Source organism: Gemmatimonadota bacterium, assembly GCA_016209965.1.
In the GTDB taxonomy this organism is placed as follows: Bacteria; Gemmatimonadota; Gemmatimonadetes; order Longimicrobiales; family RSA9; genus JACQVE01.
In genome coordinates, this window is sequence record JACQVE010000041.1 from 1 (window position 1) to 18,101 (window position 18,101).

General features: G+C 70.2%; 21 protein-coding genes. 3 read left to right on the top strand and 18 right to left on the bottom strand.

The window, feature by feature from the left end; genetic code table 11:
• The first annotated feature begins 35 nt into the window (after positions 1 to 35).
• Together HY703_01890 and HY703_01895 are read left to right on the top strand one after the other, a co-directional pair.
• The gene (locus HY703_01890; GenBank protein ID MBI4543929.1) at positions 36 to 995 is read left to right on the top strand and encodes a hypothetical protein; all 960 of its coding nucleotides are present in this window, start codon (positions 36 to 38) and stop codon (positions 993 to 995) included.
• A gap of 4 nt (positions 996 to 999) precedes the next feature.
• Positions 1,000 to 2,568 (top strand): DUF445 family protein, encoded by a 1,569-nt coding sequence (locus tag HY703_01895; GenBank protein ID MBI4543930.1) that lies wholly within the window; start codon positions 1,000 to 1,002, stop codon positions 2,566 to 2,568.
• Between the two features lie 46 nt (positions 2,569 to 2,614).
• On the opposite strand, the gene HY703_01900 is transcribed toward HY703_01895, so the two are convergent.
• The 15 genes from HY703_01900 to HY703_01970 form a co-directional block, all read right to left on the bottom strand.
• Positions 2,615 to 3,082, bottom strand: coding sequence for an acyl-CoA thioesterase (locus HY703_01900; GenBank protein MBI4543931.1), 468 nt, complete (start codon positions 3,080 to 3,082; stop codon positions 2,615 to 2,617).
• Positions 3,079 to 4,833, bottom strand: a complete 1,755-nt coding sequence (locus HY703_01905) for a hypothetical protein (protein MBI4543932.1) — start codon at positions 4,831 to 4,833, stop codon at positions 3,079 to 3,081. Before HY703_01905 ends, HY703_01900 begins: the two co-directional genes overlap by 4 nt.
• Complete coding sequence (locus HY703_01910) at positions 4,833 to 5,606, bottom strand: ABC transporter ATP-binding protein (GenBank protein MBI4543933.1); 774 nt, start codon at positions 5,604 to 5,606, stop codon at positions 4,833 to 4,835. The genes HY703_01905 and HY703_01910 overlap by 1 nt, the downstream gene beginning before the upstream one ends.
• Positions 5,603 to 7,147, bottom strand: coding sequence for a transglutaminase domain-containing protein (locus HY703_01915; GenBank protein MBI4543934.1), 1,545 nt, complete (start codon positions 7,145 to 7,147; stop codon positions 5,603 to 5,605). Before HY703_01915 ends, HY703_01910 begins: the two co-directional genes overlap by 4 nt.
• 16 nt (positions 7,148 to 7,163) lie before the next feature.
• Entirely contained in the window at positions 7,164 to 7,697 is a 534-nt protein-coding gene (locus HY703_01920; protein ID MBI4543935.1) for a macro domain-containing protein, read from the bottom strand.
• Entirely contained in the window at positions 7,694 to 8,530 is an 837-nt protein-coding gene (locus HY703_01925) for a tetratricopeptide repeat protein (GenBank protein MBI4543936.1), read from the bottom strand. Before HY703_01925 ends, HY703_01920 begins: the two co-directional genes overlap by 4 nt.
• On the bottom strand, positions 8,527 to 8,868 hold the full coding sequence (locus HY703_01930) for a divalent-cation tolerance protein CutA (GenBank protein ID MBI4543937.1): 342 nt from the start codon (positions 8,866 to 8,868) through the stop codon (positions 8,527 to 8,529). The genes HY703_01925 and HY703_01930 overlap by 4 nt, the downstream gene beginning before the upstream one ends.
• 1 nt (position 8,869) lies before the next feature.
• The gene (locus HY703_01935; GenBank protein ID MBI4543938.1) at positions 8,870 to 10,714 is read right to left on the bottom strand and encodes a long-chain fatty acid--CoA ligase; all 1,845 of its coding nucleotides are present in this window, start codon (positions 10,712 to 10,714) and stop codon (positions 8,870 to 8,872) included.
• A gap of 31 nt (positions 10,715 to 10,745) precedes the next feature.
• On the bottom strand, positions 10,746 to 11,159 hold the full coding sequence (locus tag HY703_01940) for an OsmC family protein (GenBank protein MBI4543939.1): 414 nt from the start codon (positions 11,157 to 11,159) through the stop codon (positions 10,746 to 10,748).
• Positions 11,156 to 11,587 (bottom strand): tetratricopeptide repeat protein, encoded by a 432-nt coding sequence (locus tag HY703_01945; protein MBI4543940.1) that lies wholly within the window; start codon positions 11,585 to 11,587, stop codon positions 11,156 to 11,158. The genes HY703_01940 and HY703_01945 overlap by 4 nt, the downstream gene beginning before the upstream one ends.
• Before the next feature lie 106 nt (positions 11,588 to 11,693).
• Positions 11,694 to 12,320, bottom strand: coding sequence for a hypothetical protein (locus HY703_01950; protein MBI4543941.1), 627 nt, complete (start codon positions 12,318 to 12,320; stop codon positions 11,694 to 11,696).
• A 95-nt stretch (positions 12,321 to 12,415) separates the two neighbouring features.
• Positions 12,416 to 12,802, bottom strand: coding sequence for a 6-carboxytetrahydropterin synthase QueD (gene queD, locus HY703_01955; protein MBI4543942.1), 387 nt, complete (start codon positions 12,800 to 12,802; stop codon positions 12,416 to 12,418).
• A 10-nt stretch (positions 12,803 to 12,812) separates the two neighbouring features.
• A complete protein-coding gene (locus tag HY703_01960; protein ID MBI4543943.1) occupies positions 12,813 to 13,532 on the bottom strand; it encodes an SDR family oxidoreductase in 720 nt (239 codons plus the stop codon).
• Complete coding sequence (gene folE / locus HY703_01965) at positions 13,522 to 14,133, bottom strand: GTP cyclohydrolase I FolE (protein ID MBI4543944.1); 612 nt, start codon at positions 14,131 to 14,133, stop codon at positions 13,522 to 13,524. The genes HY703_01960 and folE overlap by 11 nt, the downstream gene beginning before the upstream one ends.
• 68 nt (positions 14,134 to 14,201) lie before the next feature.
• Positions 14,202 to 14,618: a 6-carboxytetrahydropterin synthase gene (locus tag HY703_01970; protein ID MBI4543945.1), complete on the bottom strand. Its 417-nt coding sequence runs from the start codon at positions 14,616 to 14,618 to the stop codon at positions 14,202 to 14,204.
• Positions 14,619 to 14,738: 120 nt separating this feature from the next.
• On the opposite strand from HY703_01970, the gene HY703_01975 reads away from it, so the two are divergent.
• A complete protein-coding gene (locus tag HY703_01975) occupies positions 14,739 to 15,965 on the top strand; it encodes a hypothetical protein (protein MBI4543946.1) in 1,227 nt (408 codons plus the stop codon).
• Between the two features lie 299 nt (positions 15,966 to 16,264).
• On the opposite strand, the gene rpiB is transcribed toward HY703_01975, so the two are convergent.
• The 3 genes from rpiB to HY703_01990 all read right to left on the bottom strand — a co-directional run.
• Complete coding sequence (gene rpiB / locus HY703_01980; protein ID MBI4543947.1) at positions 16,265 to 16,882, bottom strand: ribose 5-phosphate isomerase B; 618 nt, start codon at positions 16,880 to 16,882, stop codon at positions 16,265 to 16,267.
• The gene (locus HY703_01985; protein ID MBI4543948.1) at positions 16,879 to 17,577 is read right to left on the bottom strand and encodes a hypothetical protein; all 699 of its coding nucleotides are present in this window, start codon (positions 17,575 to 17,577) and stop codon (positions 16,879 to 16,881) included. Before HY703_01985 ends, rpiB begins: the two co-directional genes overlap by 4 nt.
• Positions 17,574 to 18,101, bottom strand: a 528-nt coding sequence (locus HY703_01990; protein MBI4543949.1) for a hypothetical protein, incomplete at its 5' end; no start/stop codon positions are given. The genes HY703_01985 and HY703_01990, both read right to left, overlap by 4 nt.

Genomic DNA, 18,101 nt, shown 5'->3' on the forward strand with positions numbered 1-18,101 from the left:
GCGGCGCCCCGGCCGGCCAAAGCCTGAAGCCAGCCGTGCGACTCCTTACGCTGCTGCTGGTAATCGGCGGGGCCGCCGCCGGCTGCGACCGATCGGAGCCGGCGCCGACCGGCAACCGCGGCGCGTCCCGGACACGGGGTGAGGCCAACGCTCCAACCGGCTTCGAGCGCCGTCTGCTGTTCCTGCCGGAGTCCAGCTCCATACCACTGGCGGCCGTCTTCGACTTCACGGTCGTGCTGGAGCCGGCGTCGCACGCCCGCATCGCACGCATGTGGCTGGGACGCAACGGGAGCTGGGAGCCCGTCTTCGACGCGGCCTGGCAGGCGCCGCCGGTCCGCGAGCCCTGGCGCCTGCTGCCCAATGGCCCCTTGCGTCTGATGGTGGGCGAGCGCGGCGAGCTGGAAGCCCTCGCCTACCAGCGCGGTAGTGAGGAGCTGCGGCTCACGCCTGCCCGCGCACTGGTGGACTGGAGTAGCGGGCAGGAGCACCAGCTGCGGCTGCGGCCGGGTGAGATCCTGTTCGCGGGAAGTCGCGCGCGCGGGCTCGTCCTGGACGAGCAGCGCCAGCAGCGCGCAGGCTCTCGCCCGGGCACGTCGTATGACGCGTTCCTCACGGACGGGCAGGGGCTGTACCTGGTTTTCCAGGGCGAGGCGGCGGAGGCCCGGAGCTGGCGGGGGGCGCGCCGCGAGGGGCAGACGTGGGCCGAAACCCGCCTCGAGGCCGGGCCGAGCGCGCCCGGGGCGGCCGCCCCGCCTGCTGCCTCGAGCGCGGCCGTGTGGCGCGTCGTCGCCCCCCGCGCCAGGCTGCAAGGCGAGCTGCAGCTCGCGGGGCCGCGCGCCGTAGCCTGGCCGGCGGACGGGGGACCGGAACTCGGTAGCGGCAGCACAGCCGCGGGACCGGCAGCCGATCCCGCGGGCACCCTCTACTTCGTCCGCGGCTGGGTCCGACTCGGCAGCAACCGCCGCCCCTTGTTCGGCGTCATCCGTCACGGCTGAGGGAGTGAACGGCCAGGCGGGGCACGCGGCTCTGACGGTGCTCTTCGGGGCCCTGGCCGGCGGGCTGACCAATTCGCTGGCCATCTGGATGCTGTTCCACCCCTATGAGTCCCCCACCCTGTTTGGCCAGCGGCTGCGCCGCCTGCAGGGCGCGATCCCCAAGAACAAGGCCCGGCTGGCAGCCGCCATTGGCCGTACAGTCGGCACGCGACTGCTCACGCCGGAGGACCTGGCCCACACCGTTGCGGAGCCGTCGTTCCGTACCGCCTTCGGCGACCGGCTGGCGCGCTTCCTCGCCGCGCTCCTGGGCGAGGAGCGCGGATCGCTGGCTGAGGAGCTGCCCCCGCCGCTGGTGGAAGAGCTGCGCGGGCTGCTGGACGAGGCAGCAGCCGCGCTGCTAGGCCGCGTGGACGCCTACCTCGCGGGCGAGGAGTTCCGGGCCGCGGCCACCCGCTGGGCCGAAGCCCTCGCCGCCGAGCTGAGCGAGCAGCCGCTGGCCGCACTACTGACGCCCGAGCGGGAGGCCGCGCTCGCCGAGGCGGCGGAGCGCTGGATCGCTGAAGCGGTTGCCGCGCCCGCATTCGAACAGGCGGTGCGCGACTACCTCGACCGCGCGGCCGCCCGGCTTCTCGCGCCCGGGCGGACATTCGAGCAGCTCCTGCCGCACGGGCTGGTCGCTGCCCTCGAGCGCGGCGTTGCCGGCTACCTGCCGCTGGCGCTCGAGCGGCTGGGCGGGATGCTCGACGAGCCGGCGGCCCGCGAGCGGCTGAAGCACGTGCTCGATGGCATCCTCGACCGCCTGCTGCGCGACCTGAACTTCTACCAGCGCGTGGTAGCCGTGCTGCTCATCCCGGCCGACACCGTGGACCGGGTGCTGCGCGCCATTGAGGAGGAGGGCGCCGACCGGCTGGCGGAGCTGCTGCGGGATGAAGCCGTTCGCGATGCCATGGCCCGCAAAGTCAATGACGCGATTGTCGATTTCCTGCGCCGCCCGGTGGCCGCCGTGCTGGGCGAGCCGGGCGAGCCGCCGGTCGCCGATGCCAAGGCGACCGTGGCCGGATGGGCGCTCGCCATTGCCCGGGACGCGCAGACCCGCGCCTTCCTGGTCGAGAAGCTGCAGGTGACGCTGCATACCATCGAGGACCGCACCTGGGCCGACCTGTTTCGCCATCTGCCACCCGGCCGCGTGGCCGAGGCCGCCGTCCTCGCGGCCCGCAGTGAACGCGCCCGCGCCCTCTACCGCGAGGCCGCCGGGCGCCTGGCCGCCGCGGCGCTCGAACGGCGCATTGGCCGGCCGGCCGACCATCTGCCCGCCAATGCCGTGCCCCGGCTGCAGGCGGCACTCGCCGAGCCGCTCTGGCAATGGCTGCAGGAGCAAGTTCCCTCCATTGCCCAGCGCGTAGACATTGCCGGCCGCATCGAGCAGAAGATCCTCGATTACCCCATGGAAAAGGTGGAGGAGCTGATTCGTGGACTGACCGAGCGGGAGCTGCGCCTGATTGTACGGCTGGGCTACGTGCTGGGAGGCCTGATCGGGGCGGGGCTCGTGACCCTCAGTGCGCTGCTCTCCTGATGCCGCGCTGTCTTCTCGAACAGAGACGACCCTATTGGCCTCTCCATCAGCCGCGCTCGAACCGCTCGATGCGCTGCCGCACCTCGGCCGGAATCGCCTGCGACCGACCCGCCGCGTAGTCGTACATGACCTGGACCGTCTCGCCACTCGCCAGCAGCTCGCCGCCGCCAGCGGAGCGCACTTCGTACTCCATGGTGAAGCTGCGGCGGCCCACTCGAGTGGTGCGCAGACCTACCCTCAGGCGAGCGGGAAACGGGATGCGCTCGTGGTAGCGGACCCGCGCCCCGGCCAGCACGTAGTCGATCCCGGCCAGCCCCTCACGCCCGACAACTTCCCGCCAGTAAGCTGCCCGCGCCTCCTCGAAGTAGACGAGCGGCAGCGTGTGATGCACGTGTCCCAACGCGTCCAGGTCGCGGAAGCGCACCTCCACGGCGCGTTGGAATCGGAACGGCGGCGCCGCCCCCGCCCCCGGCGCGTCAGCCATGAGCATCAGCGACGGCGCCCGTCGCGTCACAGCTCGAGCAGCGCCACGCGGCGGACGGCCACGCGCAGCGGCAAGACGATGGCGGCCGCCGAGAGAAGCAGTGGCGGCGCCAGCCCCAGCGCGAGGGCGGTGAGCCTGGCGCCGTCCAGCGGGAAGCCCCGGGCGCGGGCATACAGGAAGCCATAGACGGGCCAGGCTTCGAGCACGATCACGCCCGCCAGGTACGCGGTCGCCACCATCATGAACAGGAGCCCGCCGAAGCCGGTCGGGATCTGCGCCGCGTTTTCCGTATCGAAGCGGGGGAAGACGGCGCCAAACCCCAGGGCGAGGGAGGCGATGGCGAAGGTCATGAGGGCGGTGCTGGCCAGCGAGAGGGCCATCATGACAGCGTCGACGCGCAGGATCCAGTTGGTGCCCAGCGTCAGTGCGACGCCCAGCACCAGCAGCGGAATGACGCCCAACCAGTACTTGGTCCAGATCAGGGCGCGCAGGTCGAGGGGCGAAGAGCGGAGCAGCCAGAAGGTTCGGCCCTCGAGGCTCACGGCCGGGAAGACGAAGCGCGCCGCAATGGCGGTCAGGACGAAGCCGGCAATCCCGATATTCAGGAAGGAGACCAGGTTGACCAGGAAGAAGCCGACGCGCGGGCCTGTCCGGAGCGGCAGCACCTTGATGTTGTAGACGTAGATGACAACCAGGACGGCCAGCAGTATGAGCTGCGACCATTGCGTCGTGTCCCGGAAAAAGGTGCGCACATCCTTAGCCGCGAGCGAGCGGATGTTCAGCGGCAGGGCGCGCAGCAGTCGTTCCAGGCGGCCCCGCTGACTCCCACCCTCGCTCAGCTCCGCGCCTTCCTGGGCGCGGCTGAAGCCCTCGGGATAGAGACGGACGTGCAGCCACGCCCCGAGCACGAAGAAGGCAGCTGCCGTACTGCCCAACAAGAGCAGGGGAAACAGGTCCGTGCCGCCGCTGCGCAGCGGCGCCATGATCGCCTGGGCCGCCCATTCACTGGGCAGCCATACGGAGCGGGGCGCGTGGAGTGCGGCGACGAAGTCGACCAGGTCCCTGAACCCCTCGGGGCGCGCCAACTGCTCGGGGCGGAGGAACCGGATCAGCGCGATCAGGCCTGCCGCGCCGAACAGCGCGATGAGGGCGAGCAGGTCCCGCGCGCGCCGCGCCGGGAAGATGTTGACGAGGAGCAGGGTGAACGCCGTCCCGCTAACGGCTGGCAGCAGCAGGAAGGCCGGCACGGCCGCGAGCGCCACCCCCAGGTAGAGCGGTCCGGCGTCATACACCCAGCCGTACGCGGTGAGGACGGGCACCATCACCAGGGCTACCATCCAGGAGGAGTGCAGCGTGGTCTCGAGCAGCCGCGCGCCATACACGCGCACGGGGTCGACGGGTGCCGCCATGTAGAGCTCGAGGTCCCGCGCCAGGAAAAAGGAGGAAAGCGCGGTGATCACGTTCGAGAGGAGCAGCATCGAGAGGAACGCGAGCAGGATCACGCCCAGCAGCTTGGCTGCCAGCACGTCGCCGATCTCCTCGGCTCCCCGGAAATAGTTGAGCAGACGGTAGAGGATGGCAAAGAGCACGGCCCAGAAGAGCAGCGCGATGGCGCCCAGCGCCACGCCTCGCGCTATACTCCCGGCGGCCAGCAGCCGCCGCGCCGCCGCGCGCACCTTCGGCGCCAGCATCAGCGGGACGCCCGGCGAGCGCAGCGGCACACCAGCTCCCGCCCCGGCCGCAGCCGCCGCGGCCACCGGCCCCAGCCGGAGCACAGCCACTACTCCCGGCCGGGCACAGCGCGCAGGGAGGCCACCAGCTCGGCCACCTGCTCGCTGCCCGTGAGCCTGAGAAAGACCTCCTCGAGGCCCGCCGTCCCCGCCTCCGCCTCGCGCCTCAGCTCCGGCATGGTGCCCAGGGCACGAATGCGGCCCTCGTGCAGGATCGCGATGCGATCGCACAACGCTTCGGCCAGCTCGAGCGTGTGCGTCGAGAGGAAGATCGTGCCGCCGTGGCTCACAAAAGCGCGCAGCAGGTCCTTGATCAGCCGGGCAGCCTTCGGATCCAGGCCGACCATCGGCTCGTCGATCACCAGCAGCTCCGGTCCGTGTACCAGCGCGGAGCTGATGAGCAGCTTCTGGCGCATGCCGTGGCTGTAGCTCTCGATCAGTGTGTCCTTCCAGGGGAACAGCTCGAACAGCGTCAACAGCTCCTCGGCACGCCGCTCCGCCTCCACCCCATCGCGGCTCCACAACCCACTGACGAAGCGCAGGAACTCGACGCCCGTCAGCTTGTCGTAGAGGAACGGCCGGTCGGGTATGAAGCCCAGGTGCCGCTTCGCTTCCAGCGGCTGGCGGTGCACGTCATGTCCCGCGATGAAGGCGCGGCCGGCCGTGGGCCGGAGCACGCCGACCAGCATGCGGATCGTGGTGGTCTTGCCCGCGCCGTTCGGGCCGAGGAAGCCGAACAGCTCGCCCGGCCGCACCTCCAGGTCCAGGGGGTGCACAGCCGTGAACCGGCCGTACCGCTTGCTGAGCCCTTCCAGACGGATCATAGCACCTCGAGACGCAAGCGCCCGATCAGGCGGACCAGCTCGATCTGGCGCGCCAGCCCGCCCACCAGGAAGCGGAGATGCGCCGCGTCGGCCGGGAACTGCCCCAATGTCGGGTCCACGGCCACCCAGCGGCCCAGCCAGACCTCGGGCCAGGCGTGATAGTAGAAGCGGCCCTGCACCAGGACCAGGCCCACCGCGGTCCGCGCAGGCAGCCCCAGCGCGCGCGCCAGCGCCACGTACAGCACGGTGTGCTCGTTGCAATCGCCTTCCTGTGCCTCGAGCACCTGGAGCGCACTGGGAATGCTGAGCGTAACGTCCTTGTCCAGCGTGCGGTACACCCAGTCGTTGAGCCGCTGCGCGACGGCTGCCGCATCCGTCTCGCCGCCCGCAATGCGCCGCGCCGCTGCCTGGATCCGGGGGTCCGCCGCCTGGATGAGGGGCGTGGCCTCCAGCTCGGCGGCCGCATCGCCGCCGCCGCGGTACGGCAATCGGTAGCCTGCTCGTGCGTCCGCCACTTCCTCGCGCGTGATGACGAGCGTGTCGCCCCGCAACGCCTGTCGCCCGCCGGCGAGGTCGAACCCCTCGAGGTCGACCTCGAGCAGGCGAACGGCCAGGCGGTCCGCCGCCTCGACATCGGCGATGTCCACATTGCTGGAAATGGCCGTGGCCTCGATGATGGCGCCGTACCCCGCCGCGAGCCGCACGTCCGCGGCAGACTCGCGCCACGCCTGGCGCGCGATCTCCGACGCCGCCCGCTCGATCGTGAAGCCCAGCGGGCTCTCCGCCTTGAGCAGGCGGCCGTCATCATCGATCCAGCTCGCCATGGTGATGCCGCCGAAGCTCTCTTCGACGCGCCACGCCGGAACCGTGTCGTAGGTGGCCGCGACCCAACGGCCGCGTGCCTCATCCCGGATCACACTGTCCGTAGGCACGACCATGCGCTGGAGGCCTGTCACCCGGATCGAGACGTCGCGCGGCGCCAGCGTGGACGGGTCGAACACCCGGACCTGATATTCCTCACCCACTGCCAGCCGCCCCCCGGCCGCCAGGCGCAAGGGCAGCGCGGTGGGCAGCGTGGCGATCTCGCTCCACGGCACTCGGCTGCGCTGGCGGCTGCCGCCCGTGTCCAGCTCGAGGTCCAGCATGCTGTCGCCCTGCATCTCCCCGCGCACTCGGAACCGGCCGATCTCCGAGTCCAGGTCGAAGCGGAACGAGCGCAGTTCGAGGGCGCGGCCCAGGTCCACCCGGGTCCGCACCAGGGCCCGGTGTACGGCGCCCAGTGCCGGCACGTCCAGCGTCAGCAGATCCTGGAAAATGAAGCCCGTGGCCACCGTGTCCAGCCGGGAGGTGGCCACGCCTATGGCGCGGTCCTGCATGCGGACCGTGTAGAAGAGGACGCCGGGCTCGAGCGTCCGCGCCCCCCCAGCAAGCCGCACGGCCAGCGGCTTCAGGTACTCGCGGCGGACGTGCACTGCGACCACGCTCGCCCACACCGCGAGAACGCCATAGGCGAGGAGCCGGCGCCGGGACAGGAGAGGCATGCGGAAACCGCTGGCTTCAGTTGGCGGAACGGGGGGTCGCCACGCCGGGCTGCAGCGCGCGCCGCAGCTCCCTTTCAAAGACATCGCGCTCGTATTCCGTCTCGACCATGACGGTCACGTGGGACGGGTGCGCTGCCGCCCGCAGGTATTCGATCATGACCGGCATCATCGCGGCGGCCGATTCCTCCGCATCCAGGTTGCCGGCGCCGGTGCCCAGCGGCGGGAGCGCCACCTCGTCAATGGCCCACTCGGTCAAGCGACGCAGCCCGTTCAGCAGGCCCAGCCGCACCACTGCCGGGGTCACGGGCTGCTCGCGGGAGCGCACGACCACGTGGACCATGAACTCGGCGCGCAGCTCGCCCGCCGGAGTGATGGCCGCCGATCCCACGGGCAGCTCACCCAGCCGCTGGCACTGCGCCTTCAGCTCCTCCCCGGCCGCCAATTCCAGGCGGCGCATGGCCGGCGTCGTGGCCGACCAGTCCGCGCCGACCGGCCGCACCACCGCCCTCGTGGCCATGGCGGTCAGCTCGCCAATGCGGACGTCGATCACGTCAATTCCCGCGCCTTGCGGTACATTGCCGCCGCCTGCTGCGGCAAGTGCTTGCGGTCGTAGAGGATCCCCATGGTGTAGTACGCCTTCGCGTTGCCCGGCTGGAGCTGTACGGTCCGCTCCAGCATCTCGAGAGCTTCATCCACCCGGCCTAGCTGGTTCAATGCCTCACCACGGTAGAAGTATGCCACCGGCTGGTCCGGATCCAGCTCGATCGCCCGGCGCAGCTCCTGCTCTGCCTGGGCGTACAGCCCCCGCTTAAAGTGCAGCGTCCCCAGGTTGGTGTGTACATCCGCCCGCTCCGGTGCCAGCCGCTGCGCCCGCCGCAACGTGGTCTCCGCCTCCTCGAAGCGGCCCACAGACCCCAAGGTAGCACCGTAGTTGAGCAGCACGTCGACGCGCTCCGCCTCCACGGCCAGTGCCGCCTCGTATTGCTCGAGCGCAAACGCGTGCTCGCCCACCCGGTCATACAGCACGCCCAGGTTATTGCGGGCGGCCACATTGGAGGGGTTCTCCAGCACCAGCTCCCGGTAGAGCTGGATCGCCCGCGGAAAGTCCCGGCTGCGTTCCAGTTGCCGCGCGCGCTCGAGCCGGGGGTCCAACGCCGGCGCCGCTGCGGCCGGCGGCGCGGCCGCCGTCGCAGCATGGTCTTCGCCCTGCTCCTGGCGCCCCGTCACCACAACCTGGCCGTCGCCCTCAGGCGCCGCAGCAGCGTACTCCGTGGCCCCACCGGCCGGCCCGCTCTGCTGCCCTGCGGCTCCTTCTGCGCCTGCCTCCGCCTCGGATCCCGGCGGGGCGCCTTCCGTCCCCCCGCCCCTCATCTGCTCAGTCACCCCCCCTTCTCCTGACCCACGCTCTCGCCGACCCACGCCAGGTAGGGCTCGTGCCCCGCCTCCACCTCCAGCACCAGCAGCTCGGGCACATCGTACGGGTGAAGCTCTGGCGCTCGCGCCAGCAGGCGCGGCACGGCCGCAGCCGTCGTTTTCAGGATCACGAGCACCTCGGCCTCGCAGTGCACGTCCCCACGCCAGCGGTAGATGGAGGTGAGCCCGGGAAGGATGCTGCCGCAGGCGACGAGGCCCTCAGCCACCAGTGTGCGCACGATCCGCTCCGCAACCTCGGCGCTGGGCGCCGTCATGAGCGCGACCCGCGCTCCCCCCGCCGCCGGCATGCTAGTCCGCCGTCACCTGCTCCGCGTAGAGCGACTCGATCAGGTCCCGGAAGTGCTCCTCGATGACGCGGCGCCGGACCTTCAAGGTCGGGGTCAGCTCGCCTCGCTCGATGCTGAACTCGTGCTCGAGCAGCGCGATCTTCTTGGGCATCTCGTAGCGCGCCAGCCCGTCCAGCATGCCGAACACCTCCTGCTCCATCTTCTGCCGCACGCGCGCGTCGCCGAGGAGCTCCGACTTCTCGGCCGAGGTCACGCCATGCGCCGCCGCCCACTGCGCCAGGCTGGCGAAGTTGGGGACCACCAGGAGCACGGAATAGGGTCGGCGGTCCCCCAGCATTACGGCCTCGGCAACCAACGGGTTGGTCTTCACCCGGTTCTCGATCGGCTGCGGCGCGATGTTCTTCCCGCCCGCCGTCACGATCAGATCCTTCTTCCGGTCCGTGATGCGCAGGAAGCCGTCCTCGTCAATCTCGCCGATGTCGCCCGTATGGAACCAGCCGTCTTCCTCGATGGCTGCCCGCGTCGCATCCGGCTGATTGTAATACCCCTTCATCACCTGTGGGCCGCGTACCAGGATTTCGCCGTCCTCCGCGATCATTTCCTCCGTCCCGGGCACCGGCTTGCCCACCGTCCCAATGCGGAAGGCGGACGGCGTGTTGGTGTTGGTCACGGGGGACGTCTCCGTCAGCCCGTACCCCTCGAGGATCGCGATGCGCGCGCCGTAGAAGAACCTGGCAATCTCCGGGCTCAGCGGCGCACCCCCCGAGAGGAAGTAGCGGAGCCGCCCGCCGATCCGCGCGCGCAGCTTACGGAACACCAGCTTGTCGGCCAGCGCGCGCCGCAGCCGGGTTCGGAGCCCGGGCGCTCGGCCGGCGAGGCGCACGTCGGCCCAGTCGAGCGCCGCGGCCCGCGCAAACCGGACCAGGCGCCGCTTCACCCCCGTTTCCGACATCATGCGCGCGTAGAGCTTCTCGTAGATCCGTGGCGTCGAGGCCACAATCGTAGGCCGCACCTCGATCAGCGCCTGCGGGATCAGGTCGAAGGATGGCAGGTAGGCGAGCGTGCAGCCGCCCCAGAAGAGGAAATAGTCGACCATCCTCTCGAAGATGTGGCATAGCGGCAGGAAGCTGAGCGCGACGTCCTCTGCGCCCACGGGCAGCACCTGCCGCACCGCCTGCGTGTTCGAGTAGATGTTGTTGTGCGTGAGCATCACGCCCTTCGGCGGACCGGTCGTGCCGGACGTGTAGATGATCGTCGCCAGATCGTCTGGCCGCGCCGCCAGCGCCCGCTCCCGGAAGTCGCTGCCCCGGCCCGCCGCCAGCTCCGCCCGCCCCCGCTCGAGCACCTGCTCGAGCGTCAGCTCGCGCGGGCCCTGGACTTCGACCGTGTCAAACACGATCGTCCTCTCGAGTGCCGGCAGCTCCGGCCACGACTGGCGCACCTTCTCGAGCTGCTCGGCGGTCGAGACAAAAATCGCGCGCGACCCCGAATCCTTGAGGATGTATGCGATCTGGTTGGGCGGGAGCGTGGCGTAGATCGGGACATCCAGCGCGCCCATGCACAGCGTCGCGTAGTCGGCCAACGCCCACTCGGGCCGGTTTTCCGAAAGCAACGCTAGCCGGTCACCTGGTTCGAGCCCCAGCGACTGGAGCGCAAGCGTCAGCAGCCGGATCTCGTCGAGGAACGCCTGGTGGGAGATCGAGCGCCAGCCGTCCGGCGTCCGATAGCGCAGGGCGTCCGTCTTGTCGTGGCGGTCCGCGGCCTCGAACAGGAGCTGGACCAGCGTGCCGCGGCTCAGACCGGCCGGATTGGCTACATACTTTCGCGTTCCCGCCCCCGTCATCATCTGGGCCACTCCCCAGGCGGCCGGCTGCCCGTCACGCCAGCACCAGCTCGCTGCTCCAGTCCAGCTCGGGCCTCAAGCTGTGCAGCACGCTGCAGTACTTCTCGTGCGAGAGCGCGATCGCGCGCCTCACCTTGGCTTCATCGTTCGCCGCGACGCCGCGCGTCTGGTACACCAGCCGCAGCCGCGTATACCGGCGCGGCGGCTCCGCTGCCCGTTCCCCCTCGACCCGCACTTCGAGCCCGGTCAGCGGCACGCGCATCTTGCCCAGAATCTCGACCACGTCCGAACCTGTGCAGCCGGCCAGGGCCAGCAGCAGCGTCTGCATGGGCGAGCTCCCCGCCATCCCCCGGCCGTCGACGCGCGCAGCCGGACCCGCCGGCGCTCCGCCCTCAAACTGCAAGCCTTCGCCGGTCCAGCGCAGGGCGACCGTAACCTCCGCCTTCACGCGCCGCCCTGGACCTGCTCTCCGGTGAGCTCCGCCAGCGTCTCCTGGGCGTGCTGCACGTGCCGCTCCACGTCCGGACCGTGCAGCCCCGCAGCCAGGAAGATCCGCAGGTGCTCGATGGCCTCCTCCTCCCTACCCTCCCGCAGCAGCAGGAATGCCAGACCATAATGCGCGCCCGCAGTGTCCGGAGCATCCTTCAGCACCGCCCGGTATGTCTTGATGGCCTCGTCCGTCATGCCAATGCGGGTATAGGTAATGCCGACCTGCTGAAGCGTGGCCGGGTCACCCGGCCTCTCCCGCAGCGCCAGGCGGAAGGAGGTGAGGGCCTCGTGATATTTGCCCACCTGCAGGAGCTCGACACCCTCCCGGTAATAATCGGTTCGCGCCCCGTCTTCTTCTGCCTTGAACAGCTTCTTGAACCAGGTCATGAGCAAGCGTTGGGCAGGCGGGAATCGCGGGGTTCCGGGCCGGCTCCCCCATGAGCCAAAAGATAGAAACGCTTCGGGCAGGGCGCAATCAGCCTTTGCCGGACCACTAAGGGCGCTCCGCCACCACCGTGAACGCCTGGCGCGCTGCCACTCTGAGGCCTGCCGCGCCGAGTCGCTGCTCGGCGTCCGGCGGCGCCGGCTCGAGCACCAGTCGGCCGAGCGGGGCAAGTGCTCGGGCTCCCTCCTCGAGCCCAGCGCCCGCGGCATCGCCAGTGAGGGCCACGGCCCGCATGGTGCGCGAGAAGAACGGGAGCTGTGCCCCAACGGCCAGGCGGCTGACCCCCGGCTGCTCGCTCCAGCCACGGGCCGCTTCATCGGCTGCCACCACCTCGATGTTGGCAACGATTGCGGAGATCCCCGGAGTCAGCCGCGCGGCCGGCCCGACCACCAGCAGGAACCCCGGCCCCTCGGCTACCCCCAGCAGCGCCGCCATCCGGAACGCCTCGTCAGGGTCGGCCGCAGGCGGGCCACCGGCCGCCGCCAGCAGCGGTGGCGCGGGTGGCGGCCGCAGATCGGCGAAACCACCCCCGATGCCGTAGCGCTCCCGGCAGTTGGCGCAGCCCAGCCAGCCCTCGAGCACCCGCCGCTCCTCGATACGGTCGGCCAGCAAGATCAGGCCGAAGCCGGGGCCGCAGCGCGGGCAGCTCAATATGTCCGTAAGCAGGATATGCACGCCCTGCTCACTCCCGCTCGGGCGCCAGTTCGAGGGACCTCACCCCGCAGGAGCTGGCGGCGGCGGTGCGGGCGCGCGGCAGCCGGCCAGCAGATTCAGGAGAAGAGCGGCCGCTCGGAGTACTGCGCCCACTGGGTCGGCGTCTCCCACACGCGAACGTAGACCACCGCGTCCCGCATGCCCTCGGGCAGCCGCCGCTTCAGCTCGTCGTAGAAGTAGCGGGCCTGGTTCTCGGCGGACGGCTCCACGTCCGTGAAAGGGGGGAGATCGTTCAGGTTGCCGTGGTCGAAGCGGTCGGCCAGCTCCCGCAGATGCCGCTTCACCTCCACGAAGTCGAAGGCCAGGCCCTGGGCGTCAAGCTGCTCCGCCCCGAGCACCGCCTCGACCACGTAGCGGTGCCCGTGCAGCCGCTCGCACTTACCCTTGTACTTCCGAAGATAATGGGCGCTGTCGTAATGGGCCTGCGCGCTCACCAGGTACATAGCCGACCTCTCACGTCCGCTCCAGGACGATCGACCGTACGTCCACCTCCGGCGGCTGCATCACCGCGTACAACACCGCTGCCGCCACCGCCTCCGCCGAAAGCATCGCCTGGCGCGGCGGGAGCCCCGGGTGCCGCGCATAATCTATATGGTCCCAGAGCCCCGTGTCCGTTGCCGCCGGCTCGATGAGCGTGGCACGCACCCCCGTGCCCCGCAACTCCTCGTCCAGCACGGCGTGCAGCCCGCGCACGCCGAACTTCGCGGCAGAGTACGCGCCGTTGTGGAGAAAAGCGCGCCGGCCGGCCACCGAGCCCAGGGTCAACAGGTGCCCGGAACGCCGCGCCAGCATGGCGGGGAGGAACGCGCGGATGACGAGGAACGGCGCCCGCAGGTTGGCCGCCAGCTGAGCATCGAAGTCCGCTGGCTCCGTCTCGGCCAGCGGCGCCAGGTGGAACGAGCCCGCCGCATTCACCACAATGTCCGGCGCCGCTACGCCCAGCATCTCGCGTACCGCGCCGGACAGGCGGGCCACCGCCGCGGCATCGGCTACATCCGCCACCACCGCGCACGCGCCAAGCTCCTGCGCCGCCGCTCTGAGTGCCGCTTCTCCGCGCGCCACCATCACCAGCTCCGCCCCCGCGGCGCGCAGCCGCTGCGCTACGGCCCGCCCGATGCCGCGCGAGGCGCCCGCCACCAGCGCCGTCCGTCCGGCCAGTGCCTCAGCTAACAATGGTGCTCACCATACACAGCCGCAAGAATTCCTCGCGCGTCCTCAGGTCCTCGAGGAACACGCCCCGCATGGCACTCGTGATCGTCTTCGAGTTCTGCTTCTCGACTCCCCGCATCATCATGCACAGGTGGTACGCCTCGCAGATGACACCCACGCCCTGCGGCCGCAGCACCTGCCACAGCGCTTCCGCAATCTGGTCCGTCAGCCGCTCCTGCACCTGCAGTCGGCGCGCGAACACCTCGACCAGCCGCGGCACCTTGGAAAGCCCCAGGATCCTACCGGCGGGGATGTAGGCGACGTGCACCTTGCCGAAAAAGGGAAGCAGGTGATGCTCGCAGAGCGAGTACATCTCGATGTCCTTCACAATGACCATGTTGTGATGGTCCTCGTCGAAGACCGCATCGCCGATCACCTTCTCGACCGACAGCCGGTAGCCGCGCGTCAGCCACTTCAGGCTCTTCTCCACCCGCTCCGGCGTCTTCAGCAGCCCCGGCCGCCCCACCTCCTCACCCAGCCGCCGCAGCAGCTCGCGCACCAGCTCCTGGAAGGCGACGTCGTCACCCCCAGCACTGCGCGCCCGCTCCACCCGCTCTGCCCTCATACCACCTCCTTAGTAGTCAAGTTCGTAAGTACGGCCACGAATGCGGCCGTATTTGCGGATTCGACCACTTAGCCGCCCTCGTACTCCACCGCATTGCGTGGCGTCTCCCACAACACCAACCGCACCAGCCGCACTCCAGCCGGCAGCCCGCCCGCGATCCGCTCCCACATCCGGACCACCAAGTTCTCCGTCGTGGGCATCACTCCAGCCATCCACTCCACGTCCAGGTTAAGGTTGCGGTGGTCTACATCCTCGACGACCCGCCGCTCGACCAGCTCCTTCAGCTCCTTGAGGTCCAACACGAATCCCGTCTCCGCATCCACTTCCCCCTCGACCGTCACGTCCAGCTCATAGTTGTGGCCGTGCCAGTTCGGGCTGGCACATAACCCGAACACCCGCCGGTTCCGCTCCGGGCTCCACTCCTCACGGTTCAGCCGATGGCCGGCGCTGAAGTGAAGACGCCGGGTGACTCGGACCTGCGGCATCGAGCTCCTCCTCTCCTCCGTGCCAGCCGGCCTAGTGCACTGCCCGATGGCCTTCTATCTTTTGCCGTCTTTACCTCGAACGGCACCGGCGGTGCAGCAGTCCCTGGCAGTGAGAGCGTCGTGATCCATCGATTCTTGGCCGTCGCCGCGCCCCTGGCCAGGGCGGGAGCCACGGCGTGGTCGGCCTTGTGGACCTTTCCGTCCATCCTGGCCTCCGCGTTCCTGGTGGCCTGGGCCGCCGAGGCTGCGCAGTTCATGATCAGCCAGGGCCTCGCCCTGGCCATCCTTGCCTGGATGCAAACGCTCCCCGAGTTCGCTGTCGAGGGCGTCATTGCCTGGCAGGCCGGCAAGGATCCCAGCCGCACGCACCTGGTGATCGCCAACTTCACGGGCGCGATCCGCCTGCTCATTGGGCTGGGCTGGCCCATGATCTACTTCGTCGCCGCCTACTCCGCGTTCCACAGCAGCCGGCGCCAGACGTGGGCGGAGATCAAGCTGGACGACGAGCACTCGGTCGAGGTGGTGGGACTGCTCCCGCCCGTCCTCTACTTCCTGTGGATCTGGTACAAGGCCTCGCTCTCCCTGCTCGATGCCGTACCCCTCGTCGCCATGTACCTGGCCTACCTCTACATCCTCTGGCACATCCCGCCGCGCGGCGACGAAGCCCTCGAGGAAGTCGGCCGCGTGCCCCGCGCCGTGCTCCGCCTGAAGTCGCGGCTGCGCTGGACCGCGATCCTCACCCTCTTCGCCGCGGGCGGCACGCTGCTGTACTTCACGGCGCACCCCTTCATCGAGTCCATGCTCGCGCTGGCGGTGCTCTGGGGCATCAGCGACTTCGTCTTCGTGCAGTGGGTCGCGCCCTTCCTCTCCGAGTTCCCGGAGAAGGTGAGCGCGTTCTACTGGGCGCGCAAGGCAACGGGCGCGCCTATGGCCCTCATGAACATGGTGTCCAGCAACATCAACCAGTGGACCGTGCTGGCCGCCATGATCCCGTTCGTCTACTCGCTGAGCATGGGCACGGCCGTGGCGCTGCCCTTCGACGACGAGCAGCGGCTCGAGATCCTGCTCACGGTGCTCCAGTCCATCCTGGCCGTGCTCATTCTCTTCAACATGCGCTTTTCCTTCTGGGAGGCCGGCCTGCTCTTCGTATTCTGGTTCGCACAGTTCCTGCGCCCCGAGCTGCGCGACGAAATCTGCTGGCTCTACGGGATATGGGCCGCGCTGCTGCTTCTCTCCGGCATCATCGACCCCAACCGCTTCCGCGCGCCACGTCTCTTCCTGGCGCTGCTACGGAGCCATTTGGGCCTGGGCCGCGAGCGCCCCCGCAAAGCTGGTCAGCGCCGCTAACCGCCCTCCTCGACTTCGGCCGCCGTAACAAAAGCCGGCCCGCGGCAACGCCGCGGGCCGGCCAGACGCACCGAAGGGGATTTTTTGGAGCCCAGTCGTCGCACGACTGGTGACCTCCCTGCGCGTTTCCGCCGTCCCCTCGCGAGGCGTGGCGTCCAGCGCAGGAGTCGGCCCCTGCTTGCACCGTGTCGGCCCAAAAATGAGCCCTCCGGTACGCCTCCTACGCCCGAAGTCTAGTGCAGGGTCAGCCGAAAGTCAAGGATTCCCAAGAGAAAACGCGCCGGTTACCGCGGGCAACACTAGCGCCGCCGGCCCGCATCCAGCGCATCGATCTTCGCCACCCGCCTCTCGTGCCGCCCGCCCGCGAACTCCGTGGCCAGCCACAGCTCGACGATCTGGCGGGCCAGTGTCGGGCCGATGAGCGCGCCGCCCAGCGTTAGCACGTTGGCGTTGTTATGCTCCCGCGCGTTGCGCGCGGTCGAGAGGTCGTAGCAGAGGGAAGCCCGCACGCCGGCCACCTTGTTCGCCACCATGGCGCTGCCGATCCCGGCGCCATCGACCATGATGCCCCGCCAGGCCTGGCCGCGGGCCACCGCCTCCGCCACGGCGCGCGCGTAGTCGGGATAGTCCACGGCCTCGGTCGTGTGGCAGCCCAGGTCCTGGACCGCGTACCCCTGCTCGAGCAGTGCAGCCTTCAGCTCCTCCTTCAGCTTGAAGCCGCCGTGGTCGGCGCCCAGGGCCACTACTCGTGCGCCCGCCGGCGCCGCGGCCTCTGGCGAGTTCTCGATCCGCACGCCGAGCTGCTGGGCAAGGGTCCGGGCGCCGGGCGCGAGTGCGTCGCCCGGTCCCAGGCGGATGGCGCGGCCGCGGCGGGCCGCCGCGCGGACCACGTCTTCGGTCACGATCGTGCGGCTCATGGGGCGAAAACGTCGGCAGGCGTGTGGTAGAGCACCTGGATGGTCGCCCGGTCCGCGGGCGTGGGCCGCTCCGTGACCAGGACCCCACCCCACATGAGATCGGAGGGGCCGGGCGCGTGACGCCAGATACCGAGCACGTGCCCAAACTCATGCGCGACCAGCCGCAGCACCCGTTCCGGCGCCTGCGCCTCACTCGCCGCTACCGTCACAATCATGCGCACCTGGCCCGCGGCTTCCGGCCCGGCATTCTTCAAGGGGTAGACCCGGAGCTCCGTGGTGTCAGCGGTCGGGCAGAAGGTGGTGACGGCGCGGCCAATGAGAGCGGGCTGGCAAGCGGGTGCCGGAACCTCGACGGGCAGCGGCACGTCCGACCAGCGCAGCACGACATCGGCGTCCAGCAGGCGCTCGGCCGGGCTCAGCCGGTACTCGCCAAAGAGCACGGCCCCGTTCCATTCCCGGGACGCCGCCGCGGAGGCCGCGGCAAGCGCAGCCGCACGGGCCGCGTCGTCACCCCCGGCCACGAACACGCGCACCCTGCGCCCCGGATTCCAGTGGAAAATCACGGGCGGTTCGGCGGCCAGCGCGAAATTATAGGCCTCGACCCGGCCGGGGATGGTGGGAGAGTCGCACGACGCTGCCGCGGCCACCGCCGCAGCCAGCCCGGCGCGGCGCAGCCACTGGCGGGAGCGGGTCATGGCCAGTCTCCGCCGAAGGCCACACCCACCTGCACCGCGCCGCGGTAAACCGTCCCGTCCAGCCCCCGGGCCCGCCGCTGCGCCACGGTGCCGAAGGAGTGTGCCTGGGCCATCGCCTCGACGGCGAGGCGCAAGCCAGCCACTCGCCAGCGAGCTCCGCCCGCGACTTCCAGGACCGCCTTCACTTCGCTTCCCTCGCGGAACAGCCCCTCGCGCTCGGCCAGGTAGCGGATCCCGCCCAGCCCGCCGCGCAGGTAGATCCGCGGGTGCAGGTGGTAGCGCAGCCCGAGCACGGCATGGACCACCCCCAGATCCTGAACATCCCGGTCGGTCGAGCCTTCCCGCGCCCGCAGCTGAGCGAATGTCCAGCCGGCAGCGGCTTCCACGCCCAGCGCCGGCGCGACCTGCGTCCGCGCCGCGAGCACGAGCAATGGCGCGAGCCCGGGCGTCGCCGAGACCGGCTCCGCCTCGAGTGGCGCGCCGCGCGCGCCGGGGACCAGCGTATCCAGCACCTCGCGTCGCAC

Bases quoted from the DNA above. Each gene is read 5' to 3' on its own strand.
- HY703_01910 (MBI4543933.1), bottom strand. From the start codon at position 5,606: ATGATCCGTCTGGAAGGGCTCAGCAAGCGGTACGGCCGGTTCACGGCT.
- HY703_01915 (MBI4543934.1), bottom strand. From the start codon at position 7,147: ATGCCTCTCCTGTCCCGGCGCCGGCTCCTCGCCTATGGCGTTCTCGCG.
- HY703_01930 (MBI4543937.1), bottom strand. From the start codon at position 8,868: ATGCCGGCGGCGGGGGGAGCGCGGGTCGCGCTCATGACGGCGCCCAGC.
- HY703_01935 (MBI4543938.1), bottom strand. From the start codon at position 10,714: ATGATGACGGGGGCGGGAACGCGAAAGTATGTAGCCAATCCGGCCGGT.
- HY703_01945 (MBI4543940.1), bottom strand. From the start codon at position 11,587: ATGACCTGGTTCAAGAAGCTGTTCAAGGCAGAAGAAGACGGGGCGCGA.
- queD (MBI4543942.1), bottom strand. From the start codon at position 12,802: ATGTACCTGGTGAGCGCGCAGGCCCATTACGACAGCGCCCATTATCTT.
- folE (MBI4543944.1), bottom strand. From the start codon at position 14,133: ATGAGGGCAGAGCGGGTGGAGCGGGCGCGCAGTGCTGGGGGTGACGAC.
- HY703_01970 (MBI4543945.1), bottom strand. From the start codon at position 14,618: ATGCCGCAGGTCCGAGTCACCCGGCGTCTTCACTTCAGCGCCGGCCAT.
- rpiB (MBI4543947.1), bottom strand. From the start codon at position 16,882: ATGAGCCGCACGATCGTGACCGAAGACGTGGTCCGCGCGGCGGCCCGC.
- HY703_01985 (MBI4543948.1), bottom strand. From the start codon at position 17,577: ATGACCCGCTCCCGCCAGTGGCTGCGCCGCGCCGGGCTGGCTGCGGCG.